Source organism: Streptomyces sp. NPDC047453 (assembly GCF_040643155.1).
In the GTDB taxonomy this organism is placed as follows: Bacteria; Actinomycetota; Actinomycetes; order Streptomycetales; family Streptomycetaceae; genus Streptomyces.
The window spans coordinates 92991-112346 of the sequence record NZ_JBEYTS010000018.1 but is presented as its reverse complement, the minus strand read 5'-3'; the positions used below and the strand labels follow the sequence as shown (position 1 = coordinate 112346).

The following is a 19356-nucleotide window of genomic DNA, read 5'->3' as shown; positions in this document are numbered from 1 at the left end:
CAGACCGGCCATCGCCGTCCCTACCCGGACGAACCGGCTCCGTGCAGGCCGAAGCAGCGTCGTTCCTGCTGCCGCACCAGGCAGGCGCTGGCGGTGTCCGGGCCGGAGCGGCCGAGGGCGATCATGGGAGTGGAAAGGGAACCCTTCGCGTCGTACTCGTCCTTGACCTCCGCCGTCAGCGGAGCATGGCCCGGTATGCGGATCTCGACCCGATCGCCGACCTTCCCCAGGTCGATACGGGCCCACACGGCGTGGCAGGCGGCACCGTGCCGGATCTTGACCACGGTTCGTCCGGGGAAAGCCTGCCGTCGCAGCGTCGTCGGCGGGGGTATGACGTCGCATCCGTAACTCTCGGGGTTCTTGCCCGTGCAGCCGCCGCCCTCGCAGCCCGGCGACGCCGGGACCGTCGGGGCGGACGTGGCCGGAGAGCCGACCGACTGCCGGTGACCGGCTCCGAAGGCACCGGCGGCCACGAGCGCCGCCGCGACGGCGACGGCGGCCAGACCGCAGAGCCCTCCGACGGCCAACTCCCGGCGCACGCACGGGCGTAGGAGCCGACGCGCCGAGTGACCGGACGCCTCGGACGCGGCACGACGGGACGCCCGCGGGGCTGCGGCGCCGTCCTCGGCGGGCCCGGCCGTGTCGTCTCCCGAAGGCTGGGCGGTGCCGCTCTTCATGGGCCCGGCCTCGGCGGGGTCCGGAGGTGACGCCGGGCAGGGCACGGGGCGTCCGGCTCGGGCGGTCGGCGGTGCGGGCTCCGGCGGACGCCCGGAACGCTCGCTCCACACGGCCTCGGCCAGCTCCCACAGGGCGAGCGGTCTGCCGGGATCCTCGCCCGCCAGGGCGCACAGCGCCTCGACGGCCTGCCGGGGCGGGACCGTCTTGCCGTTGAGGTAACGCTCCCAGGAGGACTTGCTGTACCGCGTCTTGTCCGCCAGTCCGGCCAGGCTCAGGCCGGTCCGGGCGCGCAGGCCGCGCAGCGTCCCGGCCAGCCGGTCGCATTCCAGGTGCCGGTCACCGGGTGTCATGCCGCAGCACTCCCCAGGTGTCCTCGCCGACCACCCCGTCCACGACGATGTGCGCGTCCCGCTGCAGCCGCTGCACCGCACGCTCGGTGCCGCTGCCGAAGGCCCCGTCGGCGAGCCCCGGCGAGAAGCCGTGGTGCCGCAGCAGGCACTGCGCCTCGACGACGGGCCACTGTGCGGATCCCATGCCGAGCAGCTCCGTACGGGTGTTGCTGTAACCCGCGTACAGCAGACCGTCCTTGCCCCTCCGGACCGAGCACGCGTAGTCCTTGCCCGCCTGGAACACGAACGGGTCCCCGACCCGTTCCTTGGCGGAACTCCCCGCCGCGGCCGCCGGCCGGTCCGGCGCCCTGCCGTGGTCCCAGGGGGCGGCCATCAGCAGCGCGGTCAGGGCCAGCAGGGCCGTGACGGACGCCGCCGCCAGGAAGGCCACCCACGATCGCCGGCCGCTCCCCGGCTCGTCGTCCCGCGTGCCCTTCCCGGCGTAGGCCGGCTCCTCCGGCTCCTCGGATGTCTCCGCCTCCTTGCCGCGCGTGTCCCGTGCGGCGCCGTCCAGCGCCGCCGCGGCCACCTCGTGCAGGGCCAGCAGCCGGCCGGGGTCGGCGGCACAGGCGCGGGCGAAGGCGGCCACGGCAGGCTGGGGAGGCAGCGCCCGGCCGTTGAGGTACCGGTCCCAGGAGGAGCGGCTGTACCCGGTTCTGGCGGCCAGTGCCTGCAGGCTGAGACCGCTGTGGTCCTTGACCCGGCGAAGCTGCAGGACCAGTTGGCGCATCCTGGGGTCGAGCGAGGTCGGCAGTTGCTTCCAAGGAGACATGTCCCCCACATCTCTTCCGTATGCCAGCAACTCTTTACCGAAGATGCGGCGGGTTCTCGCCGCGGTTCCCCGACACCGTCCCCCGAAAGGGTGCTTTCAACCACCGCCTGGGGTAACCCGCGTCCCGCCACTGCCTCGTCGAACGGCACGTCCCCGCAGGTCAGGAGAGGGGACGTCCCATGTGGGCAGCATTCCGGCGGCGGTTGTGGCCCGCCCCCGCGGCCGGCGGGCAGTGTCGGTGGTGCCCGGCGGGGCGGCGTGTTCGTCCGACGCGGTGCCCGCCCGGCCTCGACAACCGGCCCAAGCAAGGAAACCAAGGAAACGGGGAACACTCATGACCATCGGCGCAACGCACAAGTCCCTCGGGATCGGTGTCGCCACGCTCGCCCTCCTGGGCGGCGTGGCCACCGCCGGCACGGCCCACGCGACCGAGAGCGTCACCGCCCACTCCACCGCGGCCGCGGCGAAGAAGTGCACGTACACGAAGAGCCTCGGCTACTACTGCGGCTACTACAAGGGCAGCGGCACCGTCCGCAAGGGCAGCAAGGGCAACGCGGTCCGGGAGGTCCAGGCGCTGATCAACCAGACGACCTCGTACAAGCCCAAGCTCAAGGTCGACGGCGACTTCGGCAAGAACACCAAGGCCGCCGTGATCTGGTTCCAGAAGAAGTACCACGTCAAGCCGTACGACGGCATCGTCGGCAAGAAGACGTGGAAGGAGCTGCGCCTGAAGTAGCCCCGCCGGGGGCGGGTGTGCCGTCCTCTCAGGCCAGGTGCGTGGGCGCGAACATCCGCAGCACCGCCGGGAGGACGACCACCGAGGGCCCCGGTCGGTCCAGGGCGTTCGACAGGTCGGTCTCCAGGTTCTCGGGGGTCGTACGGACGCCCGGGACCCCGAAGGACTCGGCCAGGGCCACGTAGTCGGGGCGGGTGAGCTCCGTCGCCGTGGCCTGGCCGAACGCGTCGGTCATGTACTCACGGAGGATGCCGTAGCCGCCGTCGTCGACGATCAGCCAGGTGACGTCGAGGTCGTACTGGCGGGCGGTGGCCAGTTCCGCGATCGAGTACAGCGCGCCGCCGTCGCCCGACACCGCCAGAACCGGGCGGGTGCGGTCGGCGGCCGCCGCCCCCAGCGCCGCCGGGAAGCCGTAGCCGAGGCCGCCGGCGCCCTGGGCCGAGTGCATGGTGTTGGGGGACTTCGCGTCGAAGGCCGACCAGGCCCAGTACGCCAGGATCGTCATGTCCCAGAAGGACGGCGAGCCGGCGGGCAGGGCGCGACGGACGGACTCCAGCACGTTCTGCTCCAGGGTGAGTTCCTGGGCGGCGATCCGGTCGCGGACCTTGCCGAGCACCTCGCGTACACGGTCGGCGGCGCCCTCGTCCGCGCGCTCGTCCACCGTCTCCAGCAGGGCCTGGAGCGCCGGGCGGGCGTCGGCGTGGATGCCGAGCGCCGGGTGGTTGGACTCCAGCTTGCCGAGGTCGGCCTCGATCTGGATCACCCGGCCGCGCGGCTTGAACGTGTGGTAGTTGGAGGAGAGTTCACCGAGGCCCGAGCCCACCACCAGCAGGACGTCGGCGTCCTCCAGGAAGTCCGTGGTGTGCCGGTCCTCCAGCCAGGACTGGAGGGACAGCGGGTGCTCCCAGGGGAAGGCTCCCTTGCCGCCGAAGGTCGTGACGACGGGGGCGTCGAGCCGCTCCGCGAGCGCCAGCAGCTTGCCGGAAGCGTCGGCGCGGACCACTCCCCCGCCCGCGATGACCGCCGGGCGAGCGGCCTTCGACAGCAGGTCGGCCGCCAGCGCGGTCAGTTCGGGACGCGGGACCAGCTCCTCCGGGGTCGCGTCCAGCGCCGTCACCACCGGCAGGCTCGTCCCGTCCAGCAGCACGTCCTGCGGGATCTCCACCCACACGGGCCCGTGCGGGACCGTGAGCGCCGACTTCCAGGCGGCCGCGATGGCGGAGGGGATCTGGGACTGGGTACGGACCGTGTGGACCGACTTCACCACGCCGCGGAAGGAAGCGGCCTGATCGGGCAGTTCGTGCAGGTAGCCGTGGCGGCCGCCGCCGAGCCCCGCGCTAGGGATCTGGCTGCTGATGGCCAGGACGGGGGCCGAGGCCGCCGCCGCCTCCTGGAGCGCGGCCAGCGAGGTCAGCGCTCCCGGGCCGGTCGACAGCAGCAGCGGTGCGGCCTCGCCGGTGATCCGGCCGTACGCGTCGGCGGCGAAGCCCGCGTTGTTCTCCACCCGCAGGCCCACGTACGTGAGGTCCGAGCGGCGCAGCGCGTCGAACATGCCGAGGGCGTGCTGGCCGGGCAGGCCGAAGACGGTCGTCGCGCCCAGTCCGGCCAGGGTCTCCACGACCAGGTCTCCGCCGTTTCGGCCGGGGGGAGGATTGAGGGCGGCCTCCGTCTGCGCGGGTGTCGGGCGGAGTACCGGGTCGTGGTCGTGCGTCACGTCGCTTACGCGTCCTTCCGGGCCGCCGCGATCTGGCGGGTCATGATCGTGGTCAGTTCGTACGCCGTGTGGGAGGCGGCCACCGAGGTGATCTCGGCGTGGTCGTACGCCGGGGCCACCTCGACGACGTCGGCGGAGACCAGGTTGCAGGACGCCAGGCCGCGCAGGATCTCCAGCAGTTCGCGGGAGGTCATGCCGCCGGCCTCGGGGGTGCCGGTGCCGGGGGCGTGCGCGGGGTCGAGGCAGTCGATGTCGATGGAGATGTACAGCGGGCGGTCGCCGATACGCTGCCGCAGCTGGTCGGCCACCTCGTCGGCGCCGCGGCGGTAGACGTCGGCGGAGGTGACGATGCCGAAGCCCATCTTCTCGTCGTCGGTGAGGTCCTGCTTGCCGTACAGCGGGCCGCGGGTGCCGACGTGGGAGAGCGCCTCGGTGTCGAGGATGCCCTCCTCCACCGCCCGCCGGAACGGGGTGCCGTGCGTGTACTCGGCGCCGAAGTAGGTGTCCCAGGTGTCGAGGTGGGCGTCGAAGTGGAGCAGCGCGACCGGGCCGTGCTTCTTGGCGACGGACCGCAGCAGCGGCAGCGCGATGGTGTGGTCGCCGCCGAGGGTCATCAACCGGGCGCCGGTGCCGAGGAGTTCGTCGGCGGCGGCCTCGATGGTCTCGACGGCCTCGTTGATGTTGAACGGGTTCACGGCGATGTCGCCGCCGTCCGCGACCTGGGCGAGGGCGAACGGGGAGGCGTCCTGCGCCGGGTTGTAGGGGCGCAGCAGCCGGGACGCCTCACGGATGGCGTTGCCGCCGAAGCGGGCGCCCGGCCGGTACGAGACGCCGGAGTCGAACGGCACGCCCACGACGGCGACGTCGGTGGTGCCCACCTCGTCGAGGCGGGGCAGCCGGGCGAAGGTCGCGGGACCGGCGTACCGCGGGACGCGGGAGGAGTCGACGGGACCGCGGGGCGTCTCGGTGCTGCTCATACTGGAATGCCTTCTTTCTTACGCTTCGTCGCGCATGTACTGGCTCGTGATCGACTCTACTGATGCGCGGGGGCCGGTTCGGACGCGAGTTCTGGGGTACGCCCGGCGAGCCGCTCGCGCCAGGCGGCGAGGACGGCCTCGTCGGTCGGCTTCGTCGCCAGGGAGACGACGACGTAGGCGGCCAGGGAGGACAGCAGGCCGTAGTAGACGGGCTCGTTGGCGAGGATGCCGAAGGCCGCCATGAGGCCGATGACCGCGGCGCCGCCGACGACCACGGAGGCGAGGGCGCCCTGCACGGTGCCGCGCTTCCACAGCAGCCCGCCGAGGATCGGCACGAGCAGCCCGCCGACGAGCAGGTTGTAGGCGACGGTCAGCGCCTCGACGACGTTGTTGAGCGCGATGGCGGTGCAGATCACGCCGACGCCCATGATCAGGATGAAGGCGCGGTTGCCCTTGACCTCGTCGTGCTCTTCCCCGTCGCGGCGGACCGCGCCGCGCAGCCGGGACCAGATGTCGTTGTTCGCGACGGTGGCACAGGCGATCAGCGCGCCGGAGGAGGTGGACATCACCGCGGCCAGGGCGGCGGCGAGCACCAGGCCGCGGACACCGATGGGCAGGTCGTCCTTGACGATGGTGGCGAAGGCGTCGTCGGCGCTGCCGAGATTGGGGTAGAGCACCTTGGCGGCGGTGCCGATGACCGCGCCGGCGATCGCGTAGACCAGGCAGTAGGTGCCGGCGACGGTGCCGCCCCACTTGGCCGTGGTGTCGCTGCGGGCGGTGAACACGCGCTGCCAGATGTCCTGGCCGATGAGCATGCCGAAGGTGTAGATCAGCACGTAGGTGAAGATCGTCTCGCCGCCGATGCCCAGCGGGTCGAAGTACGAGGTCGGCAGCTTGGCCTTCATCTCGCTGAAGCCGCCCGCCTTGACGACGGCGATGGGCAGCAGCAGGAGCAGCACGCCGATGGTCTTGACCACGAACTGCACCATGTCGGTCAGCGTGATGGACCACATGCCGCCGAGGGTCGAGTAGGCGACGACGATCGTGCCGCCGAGGATGATCGCGACGGTGCGGTTCAGGTCGAACAGGACGTCGAAGATCGTGGCGTACGCGATGGTGGAGGTCACCGCCAGCATCAGGGTGTACGCCCACATCACCACGCCCGAGATGACGCCGGACCGGCCGCCGTAGCGCAGGTCGAGCATCTCGGAGACGGTGTAGACCTTCAGGCGGGCGATACGGGCGGAGAAGAAGATCGAGAGGGCGAGGATCCCGAGGCCGATGGTGAAGACCATCCAGGCGCCGGAGAGGCCGTACTTGTAGCCGAGGCCGACGCCGCCGATGGTGGACGCGCCGCCGAGGACGATCGCCGCCATGGTGCCGGAGTACATCGCTGGACCCAGACGGCGGCCCGCGACCAGGAACTCGCTCTTGGACTTGGCACGGCGCATGCCCCACCAGCCCATGGCCAGCATGCCGGCGAGATAGACGACGATCACTGTGTAGTCGACGGCCATGTGGGGCCCTCCTTCGCGCACATCCGGGTGGCGGTGTCGTGCAGATGTTTGGGTTCGTGCAGATATGTGGGGTGGACGTCGGCAAGGGCTCGCGGGGACATCGCCCGTACCCGTGGCTGCCGGTCCCCTAGACACTAGGTGGCCGAAAAGCGACTGCGAAGTGTACTTTTCATCCATTCGAGTCGCGGCGGTATGGAGGGAATGCACATCATGCCGGACGCATCTGTGTCACTGGCCCCGGCGGTCCCACCGACCCCACCGATCCCGCTGTCCGCGCTGCTGGCCCGGGAGGACCTCGCGCTGCGCCTGATCGCCGGCCCGGCCGACCGGGACACCGTGATCCACTGGGCGCACACCTCGGAGATGGCCGACCCCTACCCGTACCTGCTGGGCGGCGAGCTGCTGCTGACGGCCGGCGTGCACGTCACCCCGGCGGACGCCACCGGCCCGTACTTCGACACCTACGTCTCCCGGGTGGTGGCGGCGGGCGGCGCGGCCATCGGCTTCGGTCTGGCGCCGGTGCACGACGCGGTGCCGCGCACCCTGGTGGCGGCCTGCGAGGCCCACGGCCTGCCGCTGCTCGAGGTCCCGCCGCAGACCACCTTCTCCGGCGTCGCCCGCGCCGTCTGGCAGCTGATGGCGCAGGCCCGGCTGGCCGAACTGCGCCGTGTCACGGAGGCGCAGCAGAGGCTCGCGGCCGCCGCCTCCCGCCCCGACCCCGTCCCCTCCGTCCTGCGCCAGCTGGCCCAGCGCCTGACCGGCTGGGCGGCCCTGTACGGCCCCGACGGCGCGGAGATCGCCTCGGCGGGCCGCGCCCCACACGACGCGGCCCGCCAGGCGCTCGCCCATCTGACGGACGTGGTCCGCCCGGCCCCGGCGACCACGGCGCCCCCGACCCCACCGGGCACGCCCGTCCGGACGCCCACGGCCCCGGCTCCGCGCCCGACCGGCCGTCCCGCCCCGGCAGCCGCCCCCGCCGGCCGGCCCGCGCCCTCCTCCGCCACCGACACCGTGGCCGGCAGCCATCTCGCCGCCTACGCCCTCGGGACCGGGCAGGGCTTCGTGCTCGGGGTGTGCTCGCCGCGCCGTGAGCCCGGGGACCACACCATCGCGTCGGTGGCCGCCGTGCTGCTCTCGCTGCTCACCGGCGAGCACCGCAGCGGTACGGGGGCGGCCCGCTCCTCGGCGCTGGTGCGGGTGCTGCTGGGCGCGGCGCCCGAGGAGGTGGCGCCGCTGCTCGGGACCGGGCGGTGGGTCGTCGTGCACGCGCGGCCGGAGACCCAGGCGGCCGACGCCGTGGCCGCCGCCGCGCTCGGCGCCGCCCTGGGCTCCGCCCTGGTCGACCTCGCCGACGGGGTCGTACGGGTCCTCCTGCCCGCCGAGCGGGAGCCGGGCCCCCAGCCGGGCTGGGCCCTCGGGGTGAGCACCGCCGTAAGCCCCGGCGAGTGGGCGACGGCCGACTCCCAGGCGGCCCGCGCCCTGGCCCGCGCCCGCGCCACCCGCACCGCCCTGGTCGGCCACGGCACCCGCCCCGGCCTGACCGACCTGCTCCCGCGGGACGAGGCCGACGCCCACGCCCAGGCGCTGCTCACGCCGCTCGGCGCGGCTCCCGCGCTCGTCGAGACGCTGCGCACCTGGCTGTCCCTGCACGGCAGTTGGGACCGCACCGCGGTCGCCCTGTCGGTGCACCGCAACACCGTCCGCCAGCGCATCGCCCGCTGCGCCGCCCTCCTCGGCACCGACCTGGACGACCCCGACGTCCGCATGGAGCTGTGGTTCGCCCTGCGGCGGGCGTGACCCGCGTCCCAGCGGCCGGAACACCGGCGACGCGGGCAGTGCGCTGCACCACAATGGGAGCCATGCCGATATCCGGGACACCCAGCCGCGCCGAGCTCGTCGACCACCTCGTGAGGACCCGTATCGCCGGGGACGTCGCCACCCCTCGCGAGAACAACCTCTCCCACTACCGCAAGCTCGCGAACGGCGACCGCAACTTCTGGCTCGGTCTGGAGCTCGGCGACCGCTGGAGCGACGAGCAGGACGTGCTGGCGGTGATGGCGGAGCGCGTCGGCGTCAACGACGACCCGGAGCACCGCCACGGCCAGGACACCATCGACCCCGAACTGACCGTCGACGCCCTGGAGCGGATGGCCGGCCGGCTGCGCAAGGCGGCCGACAGCGGTCAGCGCGTGCTGTTCGCCACCGGTCACCCCGGCGGCCTGCTCGACGTGCACCGCGCCACCGCCGCCGCCCTGCGCGCCGCCGGCTGCGAGATCGTGGTGATCCCGGACGGACTCCAGACGGACGAGGGGTACGTCATGCAGTTCGCGGACGTGGCCGTCCTGGAACACGGCGCCACGCTGTGGCACACCCACTCCGGTGAGCCGATGCGGGCCATCCTCACCGGCCTGGAGCGCGAGGGCCGCCCGCTGCCCGACCTGGTCGTCGCCGACCACGGTTGGGCGGGATACGCCGGTCAGCACGGCGTGGACTCGGTCGGCTACGCCGACTGCAACGACCCGGCCCTGTTCGTCGCCGAGGCCGAGGGGACCGTCCAGGTGACCGTGCCGCTCGACGACCACGTGGTCAGCCCCCGCTACTACGACCCGATGACGGCGTACCTGCTGGACCGGGCGGGCCTGGGCTAGTGCTGTGACCGGAAAGGTTTGCCGGGAAGCTCGCGACGTCCGGTGCTGGGGGTACCTCCCACGCCGTTCAGGCAGTGGGGGAGCATCGCCCGCGTACTGGATGTACTCGGGGTGATGCGACCACGCGGCGTGGGAGTACCCCCGGCCGAAGGCTGGGGGAGTGCCGTGCCGGGCGTCACGAGCCGGTGAACCTTTCCGGTCGCAGCACTAGGCCTCTCGTTCGGATCGGGCCGGCGGGGCGTCCTCGGACCGGGGCACGCGGACCACGCCCTCCTGGATCACCGAGATCGCCAGCCGGCCGTCCTGCCTGTAGATGCGGGCCTGGCCGAGGCCGCGACCGCCGTGCGCGGAGGGGGACTCCTGGTCGTACAGCAGCCACTCGTCGGCCCGGAACGGCCGGTGGAACCACATCGCGTGGTCCAGCGAGGCCCCGACCACGTCGCCGACCGCCCAGCCGCCGCGGCCGTGCGCGAGCAGCACGGAGTCCAGCAGCGTCATGTCGGAGACGTAGGTGGCGAGGACGACGTGCAGGAGCGGTTCGTCGATGTCGCCGTCGAGCTTGCCGTTGGCCCGGAACCACACCTGGGAGTGCGGCTCGCGCGGCTCGCCGAACCTGCCGTACGGCGGCTCGTCGGCGTAGCGCAGGTCGACGGCCTCGCGGGCCTCCAGGAACCGCTCCACGACCTGGCGCGGGAGATGACCGTAGCCGCGCATTCGCTCCTGCGAGGTGGGCAGGGTCTCCGGGTCCGGGGCGGGCGGCATGGGCGCCTGGTGCTCCAGCCCCTCCTCGTACGTCTGGAAGGACGCCGAGAGGTGGAAGACGGGCTGCCCGTGCTGGACCGCGACGACCCGGCGGGTGGTGAAGGAGCGGCCGTCGCGGATGCGGTCCACGGTGTAGACGATGGGCGCGCCCGGGTCGCCGGGGCGCAGGAAGTACGCGTGCAGCGAGTGCGCGTGCCGGTCCCCGGGGACCGTGCGCCCGGCGGCGACCAGCGCCTGCGCCGCGACCTGCCCGCCGAAGACACGCGGGACGACCGCGTAGCGGGACTGGCCGCGGAAGATGTCCCGCTCGATCCGCTCCAGGTCGAGCAGATCGAGCAGGGACCGAAGTGCTGGGTTCATACGCCGGCCTGCCCTACAGGCCCATGTCCTTGGCGATGATCGACTTCATGATCTCGCTGGTGCCGCCGTAGATGCGGTTGACGCGGTTGTCCGCGTACAGGCGGGCGATGGGGTACTCGTTCATGTAGCCGTAGCCGCCGTGCAGTTGGAGGCAGCGGTCGATGACGCGGTGGGCGACCTCGGTGCAGAACAGCTTGGCGGAGGCGGCCTCGGCGGGGGTGAGCTCGCCGGCGTCGAGGGCGTCCAGCGCGCGGTCGGCGACGGCCTGCGCCGCGTCCACCTCGGCCTGGCAGGCGGCCAGCTCGAACTTGGTGTTCTGGAAGTGGGCGACCGGCTTGCCGAAGACGGTGCGCTCCTGCACGTACTGCTTGGCGAACCGGACGGCGGCGCCGGCCTGCGCGTAGGCGCCGAAGGCGATGCCCCACCGCTCGGAGGGCAGGTTGGCACCGAGGTAGGAGAAGCCCTTGTTCTCCTCGCCGAGCAGGTCCTCGACCGGCACCTTGACGTCGACGAACGCCAGCTCGGCGGTGTCGGAGGCCTTCAGGCCCAGCTTGTCGAGCTTGCGGCCCACCGAGTAGCCCTCGGACCGGGTGTCCACGGCGAACAGGGAGATGCCGTGGCGGCGGTCCTCGGCCGTCGGGGCGGCGGTGCGGGCGCAGACGATGACCTTCTCGGCGTGGACGCCGCCGGTGATGAAGGTCTTGGCGCCGTTGAGGACGTAGTGCGTGCCGTCCTCGCTCAGCCGGGCGGTGGTCTTCATGCCCGCGAGGTCGGAGCCGGTGCCGGGCTCGGTCATAGCGATGGCCCACATCTCCTCGCCGGAGACGAACTTGGGCAGATAGCGCTTCTTCTGCTCGTCGGTGGCGAGCATCTTGAGGTAGGGCAGCGCGAGCAGGACGTGGACGCCGGAGCCGCCGAAGGTGACGCCCGCGCGGGCGGTCTCCTCGTACTGGACGGCCTCGAACCGGTGCGTCTGGAGTCCGGCGCCGCCGTACTCCTCGGGGACGTTGATGCCGAACAGGCCGAGCTCGGCGAGCCGGTAGTAGAACTCGCGCGGGACCTGGCCGGCGGCGCACCACTCGTCGTAGACCGGTACGACCTCGGCCTCGACGAAGGCGCGGAGGGTCTCCCGGAACGCCTCGTGATCCTCACTGAACACCGTACGGCGCACGCCGCCACCTCCACACACGGACTGTCTAAGCGCTTGCTCACACCAACGTACCGGCGAGTACACAACGCCGTAAAGAGCAGCCCGGGTAACACAGGTCACGGAAGCGGCGGCCCGGAGGGGCCGGGGGCGCAGCCCCCTGACCCAGGGGCGCGGGGAACTGCGCGCCCAGCCCCCACGAACCCGCAGGCAACCACGGGGGTCCGGGGGCGAAGCCACCCGGGACGGGACGGGCAGGGACGGCGGGGGCGAACCAAACACCACACACCCCCGTGGGGCATGGGGCACAGCCCCATCACAAGCCGGGCCGCACCCACAAACCGCTCAGCCCGCCGCAGGCGAAGGCGCCGACGCGAACGCCCCCCGAGCCATCCGATGCAGCAACTCCGCCGTGGCCCCGCGCCCCGGCAGAGACCCGGCCCGCCCCAGATGCGGCGTGGAGTTCAGCAGCCCGAACACCGAGTGCACGGCCGACCGCGCGGCCGGCTCGCCGAGATCCGGATGGACCTGGCGGACCACCTCCACCCACAGCTCGACGTACTGCCGCTGAAGCTGGCGCACCAGCTTGCGGTCGCTGTCCCGCAGGCGGTCCAGCTCCCGGTCGTGCAAGGTGATGAGGGGACGGTCGTCGAGCGCGAAGTCGATGTGCCCCTCGATGAGGGAGTCGAGCACCGCCTCCGGCCCGGCCACCCCGTCGGCCTCGGCCAGACGCCGCTTCGCCCCCGTCAGGAGCTGACCGCTGATGCCGACCAGCAGCTCGGCGAGCATCGCGTCCTTGCCCGCGAAGTGCCGGTACAGACCCGGCCCGCTGATGCCCACGGCGGCGCCTATCTCGTCGACGCCGACACCGTGGAAGCCGCGTTCGGCGAAGAGCCTCGCGGCTTCCTTGAGGATCTGCTCGCGGCGGGTGGGGGCATCGGTTCGGGTGGCCATGGAAGTAATTCTAGACAGGGAGGTTAGCGCTCGTTAACCTGAAGGGAAACGGGTTAACGCTCATTAACAGTCGGGCGCACCGACCACCGGGTGAGGGGACCGCAAGGATGCACGAGGCACCGGAGCTGACGAGCGCGGCCGATCCCGCGTCGGAGGCCTGGCAAGCCAACGAACAGGCACACCGCGAGCTCGCCGAGGAGCTGCGCGGCAAGCTCGCCGCCGCACGGCTCGGCGGCGGCGAGAGGGCGCGCGCCCGGCACACCGCGCGTGGGAAGCTGCTGCCGCGCGACCGCGTGGACACCCTCCTCGACGCCGGGTCGCCCTTCCTGGAGCTGGCACCGCTGGCCGCCGACGGGATGTACGAGGGCCAGGCCCCGGCCGCCGGGGTCATCGCCGGCATCGGACGGGTCAGCGGCCGCGAGTGCGTGATCGTCGCCAACGACGCCACCGTCAAGGGCGGGACCTACTACCCGATGACAGTGAAGAAGCACCTGCGGGCCCAGGAGGTGGCCCTGGAGAACCGCCTGCCCTGCCTGTACCTGGTCGACTCCGGCGGCGCCTTCCTGCCCATGCAGGACGAGGTCTTCCCCGACCGGGAGCACTTCGGGCGGATCTTCTACAACCAGGCCCGGATGTCGGGCGCGGGGATCCCGCAGATCGCCGCCGTCCTCGGCTCCTGCACGGCCGGCGGGGCCTACGTCCCGGCGATGAGCGACGAGGCCGTGATCGTCCGCAACCAGGGCACGATCTTCCTGGGCGGTCCGCCGCTGGTGAAGGCGGCCACCGGCGAGGTCGTGACCGCCGAGGAGCTCGGCGGCGGCGAGGTGCACTCCCGGATCTCCGGTGTCACCGACCACCTCGCCGAGGACGACGCCCACGCCCTGCGCATCGTGCGGAACATCGTGGCGACCCTCCCCGCGCGCGGCACCCTGCCCTGGGAGGTCACCGAGACGGTCGAGCCCAAGATCGACCCCCACGGGCTGTACGGCGCGGTGCCCGCCGACCCCCGCACCCCCTACGACGTCCGCGAGATCATCGCGCGCGTGGTCGACGGCTCCCGCTTCGCCGAGTTCAAGGCCGAGTTCGGGCAGACCCTCGTCACCGGCTTCGCCCGGATCCACGGCCACCCGGTCGGGATCGTCGCCAACAACGGCATCCTGTTCTCCGAGTCCGCCCAGAAGGGCGCCCACTTCATCGAGCTGTGCGACCAGCGCGGAATCCCGCTGCTGTTCCTCCAGAACATCTCGGGCTTCATGGTGGGCAAGGACTACGAGGCGGGCGGCATCGCCAAGCACGGCGCCAAGATGGTCACCGCGGTCGCCTGCACCCGCGTGCCCAAGCTGACCGTCGTGGTCGGCGGTTCGTACGGCGCGGGCAACTACTCCATGTGCGGCCGGGCCTACTCGCCCCGCTTCCTGTGGATGTGGCCGAACGCCAAGATCTCCGTCATGGGCGGCGAGCAGGCCGCCTCCGTGCTCGCCACCGTCAAGCGGGACCAGCTCGAAGCCCGCGGCGAGGAGTGGCCGGCGCAGGACGAGGAGTCCTTCAAGGCCCCCATCCGCGCCCAGTACGAGCACCAGGGCAACGCCTACTACGCCACCGCCCGCCTCTGGGACGACGGCGTGATCGACCCGCTGGAGACCCGCCAGGTGCTGGGCCTGGCTCTGACCGCGTGCGCCAACGCCCCGCTGGGTGACCCCCAGTTCGGCGTCTTCCGGATGTGAGGGGGGACCTCGTGACGATGTTCGAAACGGTTCTGGTGGCCAATCGGGGCGAGATCGCCGTCCGGGTCATCCGAACGCTGCGCGCGCTCGGCGTGCGCTCGGTGGCCGTCTTCTCCGACGCCGACGCCGGCGCCCGGCATGTCCGGGAGGCCGACACGGCGGTCCGGATCGGCCCGGCGCCCGCGGCCGAGAGCTATCTGTCCGTCGAGCGGATCCTGGAGGCCGCCGCCCGTACCGGCGCGCAGGCCGTCCACCCGGGGTACGGCTTCCTGGCGGAGAACGCCGGGTTCGCGCGCGCCTGCGAGGAGGCCGGGCTGGTCTTCATCGGCCCTTCGGCGGACGCGATCTCCCTCATGGGCGACAAGATCCGCGCCAAGGAGACGGTGAAGGCCGCCGGGGTGCCGGTGGTCCCCGGTTCCAGCGGCTCCGGGCTCACCGACGCCCAGCTTGCCGAGGCCGCCCGCGGGATCGGCATGCCGGTGCTGCTGAAGCCGTCCGCCGGCGGCGGCGGCAAGGGCATGCGGCTGGTGCGGGACACCGGCCTGATCGACGAGGAGATCGCCGCCGCCCGCCGTGAGGCCCGCGCCTCCTTCGGCGACGACACCCTGCTGGTCGAGCGCTGGGTCGACCGCCCCCGGCACATCGAGATCCAGGTCCTGGCCGACGGCCACGGCAACGTGGTGCACCTCGGCGAGCGCGAGTGCTCCCTCCAGCGCCGCCACCAGAAGATCGTCGAGGAGGCGCCGAGCGTGCTCCTCGACGAGGAGACCCGGGCCGCGATGGGCGAGGCCGCGGCCCAGGCGGCCCGCTCCTGCGGGTACCGGGGCGCGGGCACGGTGGAGTTCATCGTCCCCGGCGGGGACCCGGCGTCGTACTTCTTCATGGAGATGAACACCCGCCTCCAGGTGGAGCACCCGGTCACCGAGCTGATCACGGGTCTCGACCTGGTGGAGTGGCAGCTGCGGGTGGCGGCGGGCGAGCCGCTGGCGTTCGCCCAGGAGGACGTCCGGCTGACCGGTCACGCGATCGAGGCCCGCCTGTGCGCGGAGGACCCGGCACGCGGGTTCCTGCCCTCGGGCGGCACGGTGCTCGGGCTGCGCGAGCCGGAGGGAGACGGTGTGCGCACCGACTCCGGGCTCAGCGAGGGCACGGAGGTCGGCAGCCTGTACGACCCGATGCTGTCCAAGGTGATCGCCTACGGCCCGGACCGCGCCACCGCGCTCAGGAAACTGCGGGCGGCCCTCGCCGGGACGGTCACGCTGGGCGTGCAGACCAACGCCGGGTTCCTGCGCCGGCTGCTGGCCCACCCGGCGGTCGTGGCGGGCGATCTGGACACGGGCTTGGTGGAGCGGGTGGTCGACGAACTGGTCCCCACGGAGGTGCCGGCCGAGGTGTACGAGGCCGCGGCGCTGCTGCGTCAAGCGGCGCTCGGCCCCGCAGGCGCGTCCGGTTGGGTGGACCCATTCTCCGCCGCGGACGGCTGGCGCCTGGGCGGCGAGCCGGCCTGGACGGTCCACCATCTGCGAGTGCCGGGACACGAGCCGGTCGCCGTGCACGTGCGCCGCACGCCCGACGGCGGAACCGACGTGCTGACGGAGGGGTCCGGCACACCTCGTCGGGGGTCCGGGGGCCTGCCCCCGCGAGCCGGCACCGACGACCGGTTCACCTTCCAGCTCGACGGCATCGTGCACACCTTCGCCGCCGTGCCGGACGGCACCTGGCTGGCCCGCGACGGCGACGCCTGGCACGTGCGCGACCACGACCCGGTGGCCGCCTCCCTCAGCCGCGCGGCCCACTCCGGCGCCGACTCGCTCACCGCCCCCATGCCGGGCACGGTCACGGTGGTGAAGGTCGCGGTCGGCGACGAGGTGGCCGCGGGGCAGAGCCTGCTGGTGGTCGAGGCGATGAAGATGGAGCACGTCATCTCCGCGCCGCACGCCGGCACCGTCACCGAACTGGACGTCACACCGGGCACGACGGTCGCCATGGACCAGGTCCTGGCGGTCATCGCCCCCGTGGAGGAGGAGACGGCATGAACGCCTCGGACGGCTTGAGCACCTCGGACACCGGCCTCCCGATGGTGGTCCCGGCCCCCGACCTGCCCGCGCGGATCAGGATCCACGAGGTCGGACCGCGCGACGGACTGCAGAACGAGAAGGCGACCGTGCCGACCGAGGTCAAGGCGGAGTTCATCCGCCGCCTCGCCGACGCGGGCCTGACCACCGTGGAGGCCACCAGCTTCGTCCACCCGAAGTGGGTTCCCCAACTGGCGGACGCGGAGGAGCTGTTCCCGCAGGTCAAGGATCTGAAGGGGGTGCGTCTGCCGGTCCTCGTGCCCAATGCGCGCGGGCTGGAGCGCGCGCTCGCCCTGGGAGCGGACCGCGTCGCCGTCTTCGCCAGCGCCACCGAGTCCTTCGCCAAGGCCAACCTCAACCGCACGGTGGAGGAGTCGCTCGCGGCCTTCGAGCCCGTCGTGGCCCGCGCGAAGGAGAAGGGCGCCCATGTCCGCGGCTATGTCTCCATGTGCTTCGGCGACCCCTGGGAGGGCGCCGTCCCGCTCCACCAGGTCGCCCACGTGTGCAGGGCGCTGCTGGACATGGGCTGCGACGAGCTGAGCCTCGGGGACACGATCGGCGTCGCCACCCCGGGGCACGTCCTGGAGCTGCTGGCCACGCTCAACGAGCAGCACGTGCCGACCTCCGCGCTCGGCGTGCACTTCCACGACACCTACGGCCAGGCCCTCGCCAACACCCTGGCCGCTCTCCAGCACGGCGTCACGACCGTCGACGCCTCCGCGGGCGGCCTCGGCGGCTGCCCGTACGCCAAGTCCGCCACCGGCAACCTCGCCACCGAGGACCTCGTGTGGATGCTGCGGGGTCTCGGCATCGAGACCGGAGTCGACCTCGGCCGCCTGACCGCCACCAGCGCATGGATGGCCGACCATCTGGGCTGCCCCAGCCCTTCCCGCACCCTCCGTGCCCTCTCCCACAAGGAGCAGTGATCGACGATGAACCACCGTCTCTCCCCCGAGCTGGAGGAACTCCGCCGTACGGTGGAGCAGTTCGCCCACGACGTCGTCGCCCCGAAGATCGGCGACCTCTACGAGCGGCACGAGTTCCCGTACGAGATCGTCCGGGAGATGGGCCGTATGGGTCTGTTCGGGCTGCCGTTCCCGGAGGAGTACGGCGGCATGGGCGGCGACTACCTGGCGCTGGGCATCGCGCTGGAGGAGCTGGCCCGGGTGGACTCCTCGGTCGCCATCACCCTGGAGGCCGGGGTCTCGCTCGGCGCCATGCCGATCCACCTCTTCGGCACCGAGGAGCAGAAGCGCGAGTGGCTGCCGCGGCTGTGTTCCGGCGAGATACTGGGCGCCTTCGGCCTCACCGAGCCCGACGGCGGTTCGGACGCGGGCGCGACGCGTACGACGGCCCGGCTGGACCCGGACACCGACGAGTGGGTGATCAACGGCACCAAGTGCTTCATCACCAACTCGGGCACGGACATCACCGGGTTGGTGACGGTGACCGCGGTGACCGGCCACAAGCCCGACGGGCGCCCGCAGATCTCCTCGATCATCGTCCCCTCCGGCACGCCCGGCTTCACGGTGGCGCCCGCCTACTCGAAGGTCGGCTGGAACGCCTCCGACACCCGTGAGCTGTCCTTCGCCGACGTCCGGGTGCCGGCGGCGAACCTGCTGGGCGAACTGGGCCGCGGCTACGCACAGTTCCTGCGGATCCTCGACGAGGGCCGGATCGCCATTGCGGCGCTGGCGACCGGGCTGGCCCAGGGCTGTGTGGACGAGTCGGTGAAGTACGCCAAGGAGCGCCACGCCTTCGGCAAGCCCATCGGCTCCAACCAGGCCATCCAGTTCAAGATCGCCGACATGGAGATGAAGGCCCACACCTCCCGCCTGGCCTGGCGCGACGCCGCCTACCGGCTGGTGGCCGGCGAGCCCTTCAAGAAGGAGGCCGCGCTCGCCAAGCTCTACTCCTCGACGATCGCCGTCGACAACGCCCGCGACGCCACCCAGGTCCACGGCGGCTACGGCTTCATGAACGAGTATCCGGTGGCCCGTATGTGGCGCGACTCCAAGATCCTCGAGATCGGCGAGGGCACGAGCGAGGTGCAGCGCATGCTGATCGCACGCGAGTTGGGGCTGGTCGGCTGATCTTCTCGGCTGTCGGACGGACGGGGCCCCGCCGACCCCGATCCGTCCGGCAGCCGTAACGCACGGACGCGCGCTTCCGTGGCGTGATGCGGACCCCATCGGCGAGAACTCGGGCTACGGCGTCGCTTCAGGGCGCGACGCCGGCTGTACAACGCCCTGGAGGACTGCAACAAGCTCAGCCGCGCCAGCTGAGCCCGGAGGCCCCGTGAAGAACGCGCAGCCGTGGAAGTCCTTCGTTCCCGTGGCGGTCAATCTGCTGCTCGGGATTCCGGCGATCGTGCCGGTCTTCCTGATCCGGTACGTCCTGTCCAACGGCCCGCTGGCCGAGCTGGGCTTGACCAGCCAGAACCCGAACGAGGACGACGGGATGCTGCTCTGGCTGGTCATCGTCGTACCCGTGGTGGGCGGCTTCGGGGGGATCTGGGCGCTGGTCAACATCTGGCTGCGGCGCAGGCTGTTCACCGTCCCGCTGCCCTACCCGTACTGGCTGGTGTGCATGACGGCGACCCTCGCCCCCTTCTTCGTGGGAGTCGGAATCGGCTGAACGGATGCCGCACGGCGTGACGAGAGCACGCACGGCACCGCAGGACATCACAGTCCGCGGCCGGGAGGCGGAGCCCGGTAAGGGGGCCGGCGCGGCTGTCGTCGTCCTGTCCGGCCAACACCGCAGCGCTGCCGAGGTGTTGACCCGCAAGCAGGGCGCCGCCGCCTGAGACAGCGGCGCCCCGATCGGCCGTCCCGGAGCCCCGTGAGGCGATCGGCCCGGCCGCGCATCCATGCCTTCGCGCGGGGCGGACGACCGTTGGACAA

Annotated in this window: 17 protein-coding genes; 9 read left to right on the top strand and 8 right to left on the bottom strand. The window is 72.3% G+C overall.

Annotated features, from left to right (window positions below; genetic code table 11):
- Positions 1–20: 20 nt before the first annotated feature.
- Complete coding sequence (locus tag ABZ818_RS18575; RefSeq protein WP_361415527.1) at positions 21–1028, bottom strand: helix-turn-helix domain-containing protein; 1008 nt, start codon at positions 1026–1028, stop codon at positions 21–23.
- Positions 1015–1839 (bottom strand): helix-turn-helix domain-containing protein, encoded by an 825-nt coding sequence (locus ABZ818_RS18570; protein WP_361415525.1) that lies wholly within the window; start codon positions 1837–1839, stop codon positions 1015–1017. The genes ABZ818_RS18575 and ABZ818_RS18570 overlap by 14 nt, the downstream gene beginning before the upstream one ends.
- Before the next feature lie 334 nt (positions 1840–2173).
- Between ABZ818_RS18570 and ABZ818_RS18565 the strand changes: the two genes are divergently transcribed.
- Positions 2174–2575 (top strand): peptidoglycan-binding protein, encoded by a 402-nt coding sequence (locus tag ABZ818_RS18565; RefSeq protein ID WP_361415523.1) that lies wholly within the window; start codon positions 2174–2176, stop codon positions 2573–2575.
- Between the two features lie 28 nt (positions 2576–2603).
- On the opposite strand, the gene ABZ818_RS18560 is transcribed toward ABZ818_RS18565, so the two are convergent.
- From ABZ818_RS18560 to ABZ818_RS18550, 3 genes are read right to left on the bottom strand one after another with little or no spacing between them, the layout of a single operon-like run.
- Complete coding sequence (locus ABZ818_RS18560; RefSeq protein ID WP_361415521.1) at positions 2604–4289, bottom strand: thiamine pyrophosphate-binding protein; 1686 nt, start codon at positions 4287–4289, stop codon at positions 2604–2606.
- 5 nt (positions 4290–4294) lie between these two features.
- A complete protein-coding gene (speB, locus tag ABZ818_RS18555) occupies positions 4295–5266 on the bottom strand; it encodes an agmatinase (RefSeq protein ID WP_361415519.1) in 972 nt (323 codons plus the stop codon).
- Positions 5267–5322: 56 nt separating this feature from the next.
- Positions 5323–6783 (bottom strand): sodium:solute symporter, encoded by a 1461-nt coding sequence (locus ABZ818_RS18550; protein ID WP_361415517.1) that lies wholly within the window; start codon positions 6781–6783, stop codon positions 5323–5325.
- A gap of 192 nt (positions 6784–6975) precedes the next feature.
- Between ABZ818_RS18550 and ABZ818_RS18545 the strand changes: the two genes are divergently transcribed.
- Both ABZ818_RS18545 and ABZ818_RS18540 read left to right on the top strand, forming a co-directional pair.
- A complete protein-coding gene (locus ABZ818_RS18545) occupies positions 6976–8580 on the top strand; it encodes a PucR family transcriptional regulator ligand-binding domain-containing protein (RefSeq protein ID WP_361415515.1) in 1605 nt (534 codons plus the stop codon).
- Between the two features lie 62 nt (positions 8581–8642).
- The gene (locus ABZ818_RS18540; RefSeq protein ID WP_361415513.1) at positions 8643–9431 is read left to right on the top strand and encodes a phosphatase; all 789 of its coding nucleotides are present in this window, start codon (positions 8643–8645) and stop codon (positions 9429–9431) included.
- Positions 9432–9638: 207 nt separating this feature from the next.
- Here ABZ818_RS18540 and ABZ818_RS18535 read toward each other — a convergent pair whose 3' ends face one another.
- The 3 genes from ABZ818_RS18535 to ABZ818_RS18525 form a co-directional block, all read right to left on the bottom strand.
- Positions 9639–10553, bottom strand: coding sequence for an acyl-CoA thioesterase II (locus ABZ818_RS18535; protein ID WP_361415511.1), 915 nt, complete (start codon positions 10551–10553; stop codon positions 9639–9641).
- Between the two features lie 13 nt (positions 10554–10566).
- Positions 10567–11724: an acyl-CoA dehydrogenase family protein gene (locus tag ABZ818_RS18530; RefSeq protein ID WP_361415509.1), complete on the bottom strand. Its 1158-nt coding sequence runs from the start codon at positions 11722–11724 to the stop codon at positions 10567–10569.
- A 321-nt stretch (positions 11725–12045) separates the two neighbouring features.
- Positions 12046–12654, bottom strand: coding sequence for a TetR/AcrR family transcriptional regulator (locus tag ABZ818_RS18525; protein WP_361415507.1), 609 nt, complete (start codon positions 12652–12654; stop codon positions 12046–12048).
- Between the two features lie 107 nt (positions 12655–12761).
- Here ABZ818_RS18525 and ABZ818_RS18520 point away from each other — a divergent pair, with 107 nt between their 5' ends.
- From ABZ818_RS18520 to ABZ818_RS18495, 6 genes are all read left to right on the top strand, one after another.
- Positions 12762–14378, top strand: coding sequence for a carboxyl transferase domain-containing protein (locus ABZ818_RS18520; protein WP_361415505.1), 1617 nt, complete (start codon positions 12762–12764; stop codon positions 14376–14378).
- Positions 14379–14395: 17 nt separating this feature from the next.
- Positions 14396–16414 (top strand): biotin carboxylase N-terminal domain-containing protein, encoded by a 2019-nt coding sequence (locus ABZ818_RS18515; protein ID WP_361415577.1) that lies wholly within the window; start codon positions 14396–14398, stop codon positions 16412–16414.
- Positions 16411–17379, top strand: a complete 969-nt coding sequence (locus ABZ818_RS18510; protein ID WP_361415503.1) for a hydroxymethylglutaryl-CoA lyase — start codon at positions 16411–16413, stop codon at positions 17377–17379. The genes ABZ818_RS18515 and ABZ818_RS18510 overlap by 4 nt, the downstream gene beginning before the upstream one ends.
- Positions 17380–17385: 6 nt before the next feature.
- The gene (locus ABZ818_RS18505; protein WP_361415501.1) at positions 17386–18546 is read left to right on the top strand and encodes an acyl-CoA dehydrogenase family protein; all 1161 of its coding nucleotides are present in this window, start codon (positions 17386–17388) and stop codon (positions 18544–18546) included.
- A 205-nt stretch (positions 18547–18751) separates the two neighbouring features.
- Positions 18752–19090, top strand: coding sequence for a hypothetical protein (locus tag ABZ818_RS18500; protein WP_361415499.1), 339 nt, complete (start codon positions 18752–18754; stop codon positions 19088–19090).
- Between the two features lie 16 nt (positions 19091–19106).
- Complete coding sequence (locus ABZ818_RS18495; RefSeq protein ID WP_361415497.1) at positions 19107–19259, top strand: hypothetical protein; 153 nt, start codon at positions 19107–19109, stop codon at positions 19257–19259.
- The last annotated feature ends 97 nt before the right edge of the window (positions 19260–19356 follow it).

Excerpts from the sequence above, each read along its gene's own strand:
- ABZ818_RS18510 (WP_361415503.1), top strand. The coding sequence starts at position 16,411 with ATGAACGCCTCGGACGGCTTGAGCACCTCGGACACCGGCCTCCCGATG.
- ABZ818_RS18520 (WP_361415505.1), top strand. The coding sequence starts at position 12,762 with ATGCACGAGGCACCGGAGCTGACGAGCGCGGCCGATCCCGCGTCGGAG.
- ABZ818_RS18570 (WP_361415525.1), bottom strand. The coding sequence starts at position 1,839 with ATGTCTCCTTGGAAGCAACTGCCGACCTCGCTCGACCCCAGGATGCGC.
- ABZ818_RS18550 (WP_361415517.1), bottom strand. The coding sequence starts at position 6,783 with ATGGCCGTCGACTACACAGTGATCGTCGTCTATCTCGCCGGCATGCTG.
- ABZ818_RS18525 (WP_361415507.1), bottom strand. The coding sequence starts at position 12,654 with ATGGCCACCCGAACCGATGCCCCCACCCGCCGCGAGCAGATCCTCAAG.
- ABZ818_RS18575 (WP_361415527.1), bottom strand. The coding sequence starts at position 1,028 with ATGACACCCGGTGACCGGCACCTGGAATGCGACCGGCTGGCCGGGACG.
- ABZ818_RS18505 (WP_361415501.1), top strand. The coding sequence starts at position 17,386 with ATGAACCACCGTCTCTCCCCCGAGCTGGAGGAACTCCGCCGTACGGTG.
- ABZ818_RS18540 (WP_361415513.1), top strand. The coding sequence starts at position 8,643 with ATGCCGATATCCGGGACACCCAGCCGCGCCGAGCTCGTCGACCACCTC.
- ABZ818_RS18545 (WP_361415515.1), top strand. The coding sequence starts at position 6,976 with ATGGAGGGAATGCACATCATGCCGGACGCATCTGTGTCACTGGCCCCG.
- ABZ818_RS18515 (WP_361415577.1), top strand. The coding sequence starts at position 14,396 with ATGTTCGAAACGGTTCTGGTGGCCAATCGGGGCGAGATCGCCGTCCGG.
- ABZ818_RS18535 (WP_361415511.1), bottom strand. The coding sequence starts at position 10,553 with ATGAACCCAGCACTTCGGTCCCTGCTCGATCTGCTCGACCTGGAGCGG.
- speB (WP_361415519.1), bottom strand. The coding sequence starts at position 5,266 with ATGAGCAGCACCGAGACGCCCCGCGGTCCCGTCGACTCCTCCCGCGTC.
- ABZ818_RS18565 (WP_361415523.1), top strand. The coding sequence starts at position 2,174 with ATGACCATCGGCGCAACGCACAAGTCCCTCGGGATCGGTGTCGCCACG.